Below are 13,106 nucleotides of genomic sequence, written 5' to 3' on the forward strand. Positions count from 1 at the left end.
TCAAAATTTTTCGTTCACTACTGTCCTTTTTAAAGGAACCTCTATGAAATTAGCTTACCTACCCCTTTTAGTACTGGCACTAATCCTGCCACAAATCAGTTCAGGTCAGATAACCGTTACATTTCCCTCTGATCGCGTTGTTTTTCAAAGAGATAATGCAAATAAAGCCACAATCACCATCGCAGGTTATTTTTCCGGCTGCGCAGACCGCGTTGAGGCCCGGTTTGTCCCTCGTGCCGCCGGACAAGGTATTGAATCCCCCGCAGGCGGAGGATGGGCAACGATCCAGAATAATCCTGTCGGCGGTAATTTTTATGGTTCCCTGCCCGTATCAGGCGGCTGGTACAGGCTTCAGGTAAGGGCAATACTTAACGACGCCGAAATCAGCAGCGGAACCGTCGAACACGTCGGCGCAGGCGAGGTTTTTGTTGTTGCAGGCCAATCCAATGCAACCGGAGGTGATGGAAATGCCAACGGTCCGGGAGCTACCGATGATCGTGTCAACAGTGTCAACTTTCAAAACCTGAATGCCAATAATTATCCTGGCATCGCACCGTATGCCGATATTCAACTTCCCTGCCCTGAATTTGTACATCTGGACGCTTTAACAAAAACAGCTCCCTTTGGCAATTATGCCTGGTGCTGGGGCGCATTTGGCGATAGTCTGGTAAAAAAATTGCAGGTTCCGGTCATGATTTTTAATGCTGGCTGGTCCAGTACCGGTATCAGAAACTGGCGGGAAACAATTAATTCTTCCAATGTGACAGTCAGTGAATTTGGCTATACCTTTCCTACCGGCCTTCCTTTCGGGCATCTTCGGATCGCGCTGAATAATTATGTCGCGCAGTTGGGCATCAGGGCTATCTTGTGGCATCAGGGTGAAACGGATAACCTTGTCAGCCGGACTGAGGCCGACTATTTAAAAGATATCCGTGAAGTCATTCAGGCAACCCGCGACCAGTCAGGAAAGAGTAATCTGGCCTGGGTGGTTTCCAGAGTTTCACGTTTTGACGTCGGCGGTGTTTCCCGAACCTGGCAGCCTGTGATTGATGCGCAAAATGATGTGATTGGCATTGGCAGTCATGGCAATGACATGGCTTACAAGCTGCCTGGCGTATTTGCCGGCCCGGCAACAGACGACTACTGGGACACGAACTACCGCAGCGATCATGTTCATTTTTCAGGAGCCGGTCTTTTGCACCTTGCGGGTTTGTGGTCTCAAAGACTAACCACGGATTTTTTCGCACAGTCAACACCCTATGGCGCAATAGCCCCGCCAAACGTCACTGTTGCCCGTACCGAAACTGCCGATGTAATATTTCAGGCGCCTAATGGCTGGTCAGGATATAGCTGGCTTTCCGCGGATAACTGCACCAATTCACTTTCGGGCTCTCAGCAGTTCACATCAGCATCAGGCGATTACAAACTCAAAATTACAGACAATTTCCAAAATGTTATTTTCTCGCCCAGACTGAAAGTTCCGGGTACTACGGTTCCTACCTCTATTGCAAAAAACGCCGACGTATCGCAACAGACCATTCATAGCGGATCAAATGGCATCATGGCAACGGATTGCCGGATCATCGGACAAATCCTTCCGTCAGCAGGATCTCCATTGATCAACGGGACATTGACGACCAAAGCCATCATTGATCCATCCGTTAAATTATATCTGAACGCCCCTTATCTGCAACGTCATTTTGACATAAAAACAGGTGTCAGCGCTATCAATTCCCGCTTAACTCTATTTTTCAGCCAGCAGGAATTCGATGCCTTTAATGCCATAAGTTCAACGGACATCCCAAAAAATCCGACAGATCAGACAGGTATGAACAATCTGCGTATTGTTCAGTTCCAGGGTACATCCGCAGACGGATCCATTGGCAGTTACACAGGCAGCCGCAGTGAAATCACCCCGGTATCTATCGTATGGAATAACACTTTAAGCAGTTGGGTGATCAGCCTTGACGTAACCAGTGCCGGCGGATTTTTTGTCAGTACCATTAACAGCGCGCTACCGGTGACACTCAAATATTTCTCAGGTTATGCTATCAACGACGCTTCGACACTGGAATGGGCTTCGGTTTCAGAAAGCAATTCATCTCATTTTGAAATAGAACGCAGTACCAATGCCATCAATTTCGAGGCAATCGGGAAAGTAGCCGCAGCCGGTGATTCCAAATCCGACAAGCAATATACGTTCCGGGACTATAACATCGCCGACGGTATTTATTACTATCGTTTAAAGCAAGTTGATTTAGATGAATCCTTCGAATACAGCCGGATTATCAGCATTAAAGTGAAAGCAGCAACCGCCGTAAAAGTTTATCCAAATCCTGTAACCGATCAATTAACCATTCAGTCAGAAATTGAAATAAACTCAGTTGAAATTATAAATTCTTCGGGAATAAAATTGCAGTCTGCGCAACCGAATGGCCATAATTACAACTTTGACATGTCAAAATTCCCGGTCGGGTTATATCTGATCAAGATCAACAACGAAGTTTTCAAAATAGTCAAAAAGTAAGTAATTACTTTATTTAAAATAAGTTACATCCTGTACTTATCCAAGAAAAATGTTGTCAGTTCATCACTGGCAACATTTTTTTATTTGTTGTTAACCTTTTTAAAAATTACTTTTGTATCGAAATTTATAGAATCTAACAATGTTTTAGTTGATCAAAAAAAAGAACTTTTACAATTTTGATCAATTTATTTTTTCAATTAGCTTATTTTGGAAACAAATATTACAAGCAATATTGTTCATTATAGAGATTTTGGATTTTTCCGGGCTGATGGGCCTAATGAACTATAATTCTTTCTTACACAATGAGTACCAAAAAGTCTATAAAATCGATTGCTCCCGATGTCGTATTGATCGGAGCCGGTATCATGAGTGCTACGCTGGGAATCTTACTTAAAAAGTTGAATCCCGCTTTTACAATCTCCATTTTTGAGAGACTGGATCGTGTAACTGCTGAAAGTTCCGATGCCTGGAACAATGCAGGAACAGGCCATTCTGCTTTTTGCGAGTTGAATTACACGCCGCAACAGGAAGATGGTTCTGTTGAAATTTCAAAAGCTATCAAAATCGCCGAATCGTTTGAAGTTTCAAAAGAATTCTGGTCGTATCTTGTAGAGAATAAAATTATTGAGTCGCCTGAAGAGTTCATTCGTCACATTCCGCACATGAGTTTTGTGTGGGGAAGCGAGAATGTCGACTATCTGAAAAAACGCTACGACGCGCTTACTGCTCACCACTTGTTTGAAGGAATGAAATATTCTGAGGACAAGTCGGAAATAGAAAACTGGGTTCCGTTGATTATGGATGGCAGAGATCCAAATGAGGCGGTTGCTGCAACACGTATGGAACTTGGTACCGATGTCAACTTTGGCTCATTAACCAGAACGATATTCGACTATCTCGAAACACAGGATGGTGTGAATCTTTACCTGAACCACGAAGTTGAAGATTTCAAACATGCGGCTGACGGTTCCTGGACGATCTCAATCAAAGATCTCGCGACAAGAAAATCACAGAAAGTTCGTACACCTTTTGTATTTATCGGTGCAGGTGGTGGCTCATTGCCGTTATTGGAAAAATCAGGTATTCCGGAAGGAAAAGGCTTTGGAGGATTCCCCGTAAGCGGCCAGTGGCTGGTTTGCAATAAACCAGAAATCATCGAACGTCACCAGGCGAAAGTTTACGGAAAAGCAGCGGTGGGTTCTCCTCCAATGTCTGTCCCTCACCTTGATACACGTGTAATTGACGGCAAAAAAGCACTTCTGTTTGGTCCTTATGCAGGTTTTTCAACGAAGTTCCTTAAAAATGGTTCTTATCTTGATTTGCCGCGTTCCATCAAATTGAACAATATCAAACCGATGCTCGCCGCCGGTATTCATAATATACCATTGACAAAATATCTGATCGATCAGGTAAGACAATCTCCGGAAGACCGTTTGGCTGCTTTGAGAGATTATATGCCGGGTGCACGTCTGGAAGACTGGGTACTGGAAAAAGCAGGTCAGCGTGTGCAGGTAATCAAAAAAGATAAAAAAGAAGGTGGTGTACTTGAATTCGGAACAGAAATGGTAACAGCCGCCGACGGATCTTTGGCCGCTTTGCTTGGTGCATCTCCGGGTGCTTCTACTTCGGTTTCTATCATGCTTGACTTGATCCACCGTTGTTATCCAAAGGAAACTCAGTCGCCAGAATGGAAACAAAAACTTAAAACACTTATTCCTTCGTTTGGAAATTCCCTTGCCAAGGATGCAAAACTTGCCGCAAAAACCAGAGCATGGACGACGCAGGTATTGCAGTTAAGTGCTTCAAGAATGGAAGAAGAAATCCTTGCATAATCTGCGGATAACATATTCAAAGAAAAACCGGATTGCCAGCGCAGTCCGGTTTTTTCTTTTATGCCCGAATCTTATCAGTTTATTAGAAAGTCAATGTTGAAGGTGCATTAACAACAGGTGCGTTAACAGGCAGCTCCACATAGAAAACGGTACCTTTGTTTTCCTCACTCTCGAACCATATTTTCCCTTCGTGTGCCTCCACAATCTGTTTGGAAATGGAAAGTCCTAAACCAAATGGCTGTTCACCGGAAGTTCCCCAACGTTTTGCTTTCGTAAACGGGTCAAAAATCTTACTTTTCAGTTCATCCGGAATCCCAATACCCTGGTCGGTCACGGAAAGCTCCATTTTATCCTCTCTGATCGTCATTTTGACTTTCACCGTGGCATTCAGTTTACTAAACTTGATCGCGTTGACGATCAGGTTACTTAATACCCGCTGCAATTTCTCACGATCGGCCAGCACCACTGCATCATCCTCCACTTCCAGTTCCAGCTGCTGCTCTTTTTCCTCCGCCTTAAATTTCAACTGATCCACGCATTCATTTAGCAGCATGCGCATATCAATTTGCTCCATCTTCATTTCTTCCGGACGGTAATTAAGGTTGGCCGACAACAAATCGCTAATCATTTCAATGGATTGCAGCCCGGAGGTTTTTAACATTTTCAGCAGTTCCACATTTTCATCGGAAATCCCTTCCTCATCAAGCAATATGGAAGAAATTGAAACGATAGCTCCCAGAGGATTACGAAGATCATGCGCAACCACTTTCAATATCTTATCCTTATCATCATTACTTTGCTGAAGGTCGTTCAGTGTTTGTTCCAGCTGCGTGTTTTGAAAAGTAATCTGCCTGTTGAGCTTTGTCAATGACGAAACGTTGGATTTGGAACCACGCCAGTTTTGCCAGATCAGCAACAAAATGGCCAGCGCCATTACCACAAAAACCGCCAGCGCGTACAGATAATATATTTTCTGATCGTTTTCTTTACTCAGCAGATTGTAATTATATTGCTGCTCAATGTTCTGAAATTCCCTGCCTACATCAGCGCTGACGAGTTTTTTATTCCTGTTGTCCAGCGAATCTTTCAACTGAATGTATTTTTGAAGAAAAACATAAGCCTCTTCCGGCTTTTTGAGCTCATCATAATATTTCCAGTAAAGCTTCTGCAAGCTTATGTCTACAAACAAATTATAGCTTGTATCCATCGACGCCTTAAGTTTTTCTGCAATTTCGCAGGCTTCATCCAGGTGCCCTGATTCCACATAGATATAACCTAGCCTTGCCATCGCCATCTGAGCATCCGGCAAATCAAACCCTTTCTGAATATTGGTTTCATAACTTTGCTTTAACAAAGTTATCGCCGTCAGGGTATCTCCCTTTTTATAATACTGGTCAGACTCATTCCCATAGACCACCGCCTTTGCCATCTCGATGTAATCCTTCCTGTCAGGAAATACCTTTGCCTCTTCATTGATAAAAGCCAGTGCCTTTTTGCTGAAAGCCAACGAACTGTCGGGCATATTCAGTTTCCCATAACTCAGAGAAATGTTGGCGAGCAGTTCCTGTCTTAGGGCAAAATTCTTGAAATCTTTGCGACAAAATGCGGCATCTTCATAACACTGTTTGAAATTATTGATCGCCTCAACATATTTCATTTGTTTATAACTCACCATTCCCAGCCGGTAAGTATATTCGCTGACGGCGCAAGGGTCAAAGATAGTTCTGGCAATCAAATTGCCTCTGTAATAATATAGATAAGCGTCGCTAAATCTTTTCAGCTCAAACAATAAATCACCTTTTTGAAATAACGCAGCCGAGTATTCCCGTATATATTTCTTTTTCAGATCTTCACTAGCCAAAAGAGGAAAAATACTATCCACATGTACCAACGCGCTCTTGTGCTCTCCGAGTTTTGGATAATAATTTTGTCCCTTAAAGTTAAACTTCCTGATCTCGTCGCCAACTCCGGGGTTGTCTATCTGGCTGTAAGCCGAGTCAAAAAATGACATAGCCTTGTTGAAGTCACCCTTATCCAGCATTCGATTGGCCTTTTCCCTTATGCTGTCAACATACGTGGTGTGATCGGTGTTTTCAGTTATAGATTCATTGCAGGAAAATAAAAAAAACAGGGTAGCAGCGATTAATACGGCACCACATACCTTGGTGAGAAGATTTACAAAATGGGCAGAAAGACTCTTTGCCATTTATTTATAATGAGGGTTATGAATTTTATCGAAATAATTCTATAAACAAATTAATTCAAGGATTAAAATTAATTCATTACCAGTACATTAAAAAATACTACAAAGAAATAAACCTGTATTTGTTTAAATCAGCGTATCAGCACTTTCTATTCTTTTCTTTCTTCCCATCTCATAGAAATAATTTATATGCCTTTGACTTAACTACATTCTTTATTTTGTGCAGAATATAAAAAATATGTCCTCGATTTCTAATCACCGACAGGTCGGCTTACTACGCCACTTTTCGCTGCTAACAGCCTAAATTTTAACATTTCGCACTTTTTAAAACACGTCTCGTTTCCCTGCGCACTCGCATAGGCTCACTTGGTACTACTTAAAATTATTATAATTTCTTCTAAAAATTTGAAGTTTACAAAAATGGAATTACTTTTGTCTACTAAATCGATAGAGATTATAAAAGAACTATAAAAATGAGCTCCATTCTTAAATGCCGTTGTTGCATCAGCCATTAAACAACATTCAGTAAAAATAACCACCATTTTTATCCAATCCGTTTAAAATAATACGCATTTATGAAAGCATTGCTTTATGTAAAGAAATTTACCCTGTTCATGCTGCTTGCACTTCCCGCACTGACTTTTGCCCAAGGAAATAATTTCATTGAAATTTCAGGAAAAATCATTGACAAGGCAGATAAAACTACACTTCCCGGTGTAAGTGTACTCATTAAAGGTACCGTTGCCGGAACCACCACAGACAATGACGGAAGCTTTAAGCTACGTTCAAAAGCTAAATATCCTTTTACACTGGTTATTTCCAGCGTTGGGTTCCAGACTCAGGAATTTGAAGTTTCCAGCCCCGGTTCCAATATCAACATTGAGCTTGTAACACAAACACAGCTGGCACAGGAAATCGTTGTAACGGCTTCACGTGTGGAGGAAAGCATTCTGAAATCACCGGTTGCCATTGCGAAACTGGATATCCGTGCCATCCGCGAGTCTCCTTCCCCATCGTTTTATGATGCGCTTGAAAACGTGAAAGGCGTTCAGATGACAACTTCGAGTTTAACCTTTAAAATACCTAATACCCGCGGTTTCAATATCCCGAGCAACTACCGTTTCATGCAGCTCGTTGATGGTATCGATATGCAGGCTGCCACGCTTGGTGTGCCGCTTGGAAATGCGATCGGGCCGACGGAACTTGATATCGCCAGTGTGGAAATTACACCGGGTGCGGCATCGGCCCTTTATGGTTTGAATGCGATCAACGGGATGTCTAACTTATTGACAAAAAGCCCTTTCTTTTATCAGGGACTTAGTGTTTATCAGAAAACCGGTGTTAACCACGTAGGTGGAACCGGTCGCGACGCGAGCGTTTTAACTGAAACGGCCATACGTTACGCAAAAGCTTTCAACAACAAATTCGCCTTTAAAGTCAATTTCAGTTACATGAAAGGAACCGACTGGCTTGCCGATACCCGTTTAGACCAGAACCCGAACAATCTGAAAAGTGCCAACCCAAGTTTTTCATCGCTGAATGGCGCGAATAATGCCGCTTTTGACGGATGGAACAAATATGGTGACGACGTTCTTGCCGGTAGCAACACGGTTTCGGTAAGCGGCCTGAACATTAACGGAAAAGCAAACCAGACTTTGAACGTGGCCCGCACAGGATATTGGGAAAAAGATCTGGTGAGCCCGAACGTGGATAACCTTAAATTTGACGCTGCACTGCATTACCGCATCAGCGACAAGGCTGAGTTGTCATATAGCTACCGTATCGGTAAAATGGACGGTGTTTTCCAGCGCGGAAATAAAATCCAGCTTGACAATGTGATCGTGCAAAACCATAAACTGGAACTAAAAGGAGCCAACTTCCTGGTACGCGCCTATACATCCTCAGAAGATTCGGGTGACTCGTTTAACGTAAAACCGCTTGCTGATAACATGGACCTTTCCACAGGCGGAAGCGGAACCGTGTGGGGAGCGGCCTATAAAGCGGCATTGAACAAATATGCAACAGACAACGGAGGTGCATTGAACGATGGCAATCTTGCCGCAGCAACAGCCTACGCCCGCCAGGTTGCCGATGCAAACCGTGCCGTGCCGGGAACCAAGGCATTTGACGATCAGAAAGCGTTGATTCGCAGCATTAACAACTGGGACATCAAGTCTTCGACCATTCCGGATGCGCCTGTGTCAGGCGGTGCCGCTTTGATCCAGAAGAGCCATTTGTACCATGTGGAAGGCCAGTGGGACCTTTCAAAATATACCAAGGCTTTTGACCTGTTAATTGGCGGAGATGCCCGTTTGTATGAAATCGTTCCGGACGGAAACAGCTTTGTTGATTTCTCCCGCCCTATCGCTGACCGCGGTAAGGTTTTGGAAAACGGTACCTATGGCAAGAATATCGACTACAAAAAAATCGGTGGTTTTGCGCAGGTGACCAAAACCCTTTTTGCTGAAAAACTTAAATTGTTCGGTTCGCTGCGTTTTGATTACAATCCTGAATTTAAACCAATCCTGACACCTCGTCTGGCCGCTGTTTATTCACCAGATAAAAGCAACAATTTCCGCTTTACCTACCAGCAGGGATATCGTTTCCCAGGTTTGTTTGAAGCATTGTCTTATGTAAATAACGGGCGAGTGAAACGCGTGGGAAGCCTTCCTTATATCAACGAAGGACTGGGATATCTTGACAACAGTTACACACGTGCTTCGGGTGTGATCTTTAACGCAGCCGTGAATGCCGCTGTTGCTGCCGGTGCAAACCGTAACGACGCAGCTTTGGCAAACCGTAATTTACTGGTAAAAGCACAACTTGATAAGGGGCGTCCGGAAGGAATTCACTCCTTTGAATTCGGATACAAAAGTGTATTCCTGGACAATACGCTGGTTTTTGACTTTGATGCTTATACCAACACGTACGATGGTTTCCTTGGTCAGGTACAGGTGGATGTTCCAAAAGGCCAGACCGTGGGTACCGACGCAGCCGTTTTGGCAATGCTTGATGCCAACAGAGACTCGGGTCAGGATCGTTACCGGGTTTATACCAACGCAAAAAACAAATACAGAAACTATGGTTCTGCTTTGGGACTTACCTATAACTTTTACAAAAACTACACAGTTTCAGGAAATACCAGTTTTAACAAAATCAAGAGTAATGCAACGACAGATATTTTTGTAACCGGGTTTAACACACCCGAGTGGACTGCCAACATCCAGTTTGGAAACCGCCAGATTGCTAAAAATTTAGGGTTCAGCGTGGTTTACAGATGGCAGCAAAAATTCCTTTGGGAAAGTCCTTTGGTTAATGGAAATGTTCCTGCAATACACACTTTCGATGCACAGGTTACTTACAAGGTACCTTCCATCAAGGGAACTGTGAAAGTGGGTGGCAGCAACATTTTCAACAACAACTACATTCAGTACGCAGGCGGTCCGACACTTGGAGGCCTCTACTATGTAGCCATTACATTTGATAACTTGTTGAATTAAAGTTTAACACTAAATTTTAAATAATATGAAAGAAAGCGCAGGAGTTTAAATTTAACTCCTGCGCTTTCTGCATTTATGTTTTTTTTACCTGATACAGCCCTCGCTTTTCAATTTCTTTCGCCGTTCAACCACAATCTATTTAATCCAATTTTATAAAATTTAAATCTAATTTATTTTGTTACAGCGTTTGACGCCGCAGTACTGCTTTGTGATTACAATTCAGGTTATTATTCATCAAACAAATCCGACTATGAAAAGTTTATTACCCATGAGAAAACTGAAAGCCGCAACTTTTCTGTTTTTTATTCTGACAAATGTAAGCTTTGCCCAATCCTTCGTGCAGGGCGTTGTAAAAGATGGACAAGAAGTACTGCCGGGCGCTTCGGTTTATATTCAGGGACAAAGTTCCGGCGTGATCACCGATGCCCAGGGGACCTACAAACTCCCTCTGTCTCCCGGAACCTACAATGTGATTGCCAGCTTTGCAGGCTTCAATCCAAAAACACAGTCCATAACCCTGACGAGCGGACAAACACTCGAACTCAACTTTAATCTGGAAACGATATCTCTGGAAGAATTTGTTGTGCTGGGCTCTCGTGGTGAGCCGCGTTCTCAATTGGATACCCCTGTGCCCGTTGATGTTATCGACGTCCAGCGAATTGTCAAGGATGTCGGGCAGGTTTCTTTGAACCAGATATTGAATTATGTCGCTCCGTCATTTAACTCCAACACACAGGTATTAGGAGACGGAACAGACCACATTGATCCGGCTTCGCTCCGCGGCCTGGGTCCTGATCAGGTTTTGGTTTTAATCAATGGAAAACGCCGACACAATACATCGCTTGTAAATATCAACGGAACTTTTGGAAAAGGCTCTGTCGGAACGGATTTGAATGCGATTCCCACTTCCGCGATTAAGAAAATCGAAATTCTCCGTGATGGCGCAGCTGCGCAGTACGGCTCTGATGCCATTGCGGGTGTGATCAATATCATTCTGGAAGACAACGTTAGCCAGGTCCGTGCCAACATCACGACGGGTGGTTATGTTTCCAAAAATTCGGAGGGCACCATTGACGGAGAAAACGTGCAGGCGAATGTGAATTTTGGTTTGCCCCTGGGTACCAAAGGCGGCTTCGTCAATTTTGCGGGCTCTTTTGATTTCAGAAACCCTACAAACCGGATGAAAGAATTCACCGGCGTTATTTTCAGCGATTACAATAACCCGACTTTATACCCGAATCCAACCGGTGTTGATATCACAACTGCGGAATTGCAGCGGCGTGGGTTGCAGCGTTCAGATTTCAATTCAAGAATCGGGCAGGCGTCCAACCGCGGCGGGGCATTTTCATTCAATAGTGTTATTCCTCTGAATGACGGCGCAGAGTTTTATGCTTTTGGTGGCCTCAATTACAGAAGTGGCGAATCCGCTGCTTTTCGCAGGCAGCCCGCTCAGATCACACAGAATATCCAGGAAATTTATCCGCTCGGCTTTCTACCTTTGATCGGAACGGATAACTATGACCAGTCTTTCGCTACGGGTATCCGTGGAAAAGTCGGGAAATGGAATGCCGATTTCAGTAATACATTCGGACGAAACCAGATCGATTTCACCACTTCAAATGCTCTTAATGCCTCCTTACTGAAAGCATCGCCAACCACCTTCACCGACGGAGGTTACCGTTTTGCACAGAACACAACAAATCTTGATTTTAACCGCCGGTTTGACGATGTTTTATACGGCCTGAATGTCGCTTTCGGTGCGGAACATCGTTTTGAGAATTATAAGATCATTGAAGGTGAAGAAAATTCATATGCCGATTATGGCCGGGCTATTAAGGTCGGGACGGATGGTACGGGGAAGGATATCCTAATTCCGGATATCACAGGAAATATCCAGACACGGAGAGCTCAGAATGGCAGTCCTTACGGCGGAGGCGCACAGGCCTTCCCGGGTTTCCGTCCTGAAAATGCCGTCAATGCAACACGCACCGCCGTGGCAGCTTATGCCGATCTTGAATTTAATTTTACACCATCCTGGCTTGTCGACGGAGCATTACGGTTTGAAAATTATTCAGATTTTGGATCGACTTTAAACTGGAAAATATCTTCCCGTTACAAGATCGGTGAGAACTGGGCCATCCGCGGCGCTGCGAGCACGGGTTTCCGGGCACCTTCTTTGCATCAGCGTTATTTCAGCGCGACATCCAGTTTATTTATTGACGGCCAGATTATTCAATCGGGAACCTTTACCAACGACAGCCGTCCTGCCCAATTACTGGGTATCCCGGCTTTGAAGCAGGAAACATCTCAAAATTACAGTCTGGGTTTCACAGGCAGTTTTGGCAAGTTCAAACTTACTGTCGACGGCTATTACATCCGAATTGATAACCGTGTCATTTACACCGGCAATTTTACAGGCAGCAACAAGCCGGGCGCCAGCGATCAGGATAAGGAAATTTATGAACTGCTTGACCAGGCAAACGCCCAAACGGCCCGGTTCTTCGCCAATGCCATCGATACCGAAACCAAAGGAATTGACGCTGTGCTTACATACACCGAGAGTTTGGGTAAAGGACGTTTGCGCGCCGATTTATCCGGAACGTTTGTTAAAACCAATGTTGCAGGAGCTATAAAAGCTTCCCCATTACTGGTTGGAAAAGAAAGTATTTATTTTGATAAAGCCAGCCGAACCTACTTCGAATCGGCAGTTCCGCGTATCAAAAGCAACTTAACACTAAGTTATAATCTGAACAAGTTTGGCGTGTTTCTGCGTAATGTGTATTTCGGGCCGGTGGATGCAGCCACCAACGTAGATGCTGATGCCCAGACTTTCGGCGGAAAAGTAATCACCGATCTTGCGCTTAGTTATGATCTTGTTAAAAGTATCCGCCTGACGCTTGGAGCAAATAATTTACTCGATATTTACCCGGATAAGACCATCGGAGGCAATACCGGTGCAGGTTATTTTGTGTATTCGAGAACCGGCCAGCAGTTTGGTTTTAACGGACGTTTTCTGTTCGCACGGTTATCTCTGACGCTTTAAA

5 protein-coding genes are annotated in these 13,106 nt (G+C 43.9%); 4 read left to right on the plus strand and 1 reads right to left on the minus strand.

The window, feature by feature from the left end; translation table 11 throughout:
* The first annotated feature begins 43 nt into the window (after window positions 1-43).
* Both M1L62_RS05210 and M1L62_RS05215 read left to right on the plus strand, forming a co-directional pair.
* Window positions 44-2,527, plus strand: a complete 2,484-nt coding sequence (locus tag M1L62_RS05210; protein ID WP_254411944.1) for a T9SS type A sorting domain-containing protein — start codon at window positions 44-46, stop codon at window positions 2,525-2,527.
* A 302-nt stretch (window positions 2,528-2,829) separates the two neighbouring features.
* A complete protein-coding gene (locus M1L62_RS05215; protein ID WP_254411945.1) occupies window positions 2,830-4,359 on the plus strand; it encodes a malate:quinone oxidoreductase in 1,530 nt (509 codons plus the stop codon).
* An 82-nt stretch (window positions 4,360-4,441) separates the two neighbouring features.
* On the opposite strand, the gene M1L62_RS05220 is transcribed toward M1L62_RS05215, so the two are convergent.
* The gene (locus M1L62_RS05220) at window positions 4,442-6,565 is read right to left on the minus strand and encodes a tetratricopeptide repeat-containing sensor histidine kinase (RefSeq protein WP_254411946.1); all 2,124 of its coding nucleotides are present in this window, start codon (window positions 6,563-6,565) and stop codon (window positions 4,442-4,444) included.
* A 572-nt stretch (window positions 6,566-7,137) separates the two neighbouring features.
* Here M1L62_RS05220 and M1L62_RS05225 point away from each other — a divergent pair.
* The gene (locus M1L62_RS05225; RefSeq protein ID WP_254411947.1) at window positions 7,138-10,062 is read left to right on the plus strand and encodes a TonB-dependent receptor; all 2,925 of its coding nucleotides are present in this window, start codon (window positions 7,138-7,140) and stop codon (window positions 10,060-10,062) included.
* Between the two features lie 250 nt (window positions 10,063-10,312).
* On the plus strand, window positions 10,313-13,105 hold the full coding sequence (locus tag M1L62_RS05230; protein ID WP_254411948.1) for a TonB-dependent receptor: 2,793 nt from the start codon (window positions 10,313-10,315) through the stop codon (window positions 13,103-13,105).
* Window position 13,106: the final 1 nt, after the last annotated feature.

The sequence above is a fragment of the Dyadobacter diqingensis genome, assembly GCF_024220585.1.
Classification (GTDB): Bacteria; Bacteroidota; Bacteroidia; order Cytophagales; family Spirosomataceae; genus Dyadobacter; species Dyadobacter diqingensis.

Bases quoted from the DNA above. Each gene is read 5' to 3' on its own strand.
- M1L62_RS05230 (WP_254411948.1), top strand. From the start codon at position 10,313: ATGAAAAGTTTATTACCCATGAGAAAACTGAAAGCCGCAACTTTTCTG.
- M1L62_RS05215 (WP_254411945.1), top strand. From the start codon at position 2,830: ATGAGTACCAAAAAGTCTATAAAATCGATTGCTCCCGATGTCGTATTG.
- M1L62_RS05210 (WP_254411944.1), top strand. From the start codon at position 44: ATGAAATTAGCTTACCTACCCCTTTTAGTACTGGCACTAATCCTGCCA.
- M1L62_RS05225 (WP_254411947.1), top strand. From the start codon at position 7,138: ATGAAAGCATTGCTTTATGTAAAGAAATTTACCCTGTTCATGCTGCTT.
- M1L62_RS05220 (WP_254411946.1), bottom strand. From the start codon at position 6,565: ATGGCAAAGAGTCTTTCTGCCCATTTTGTAAATCTTCTCACCAAGGTA.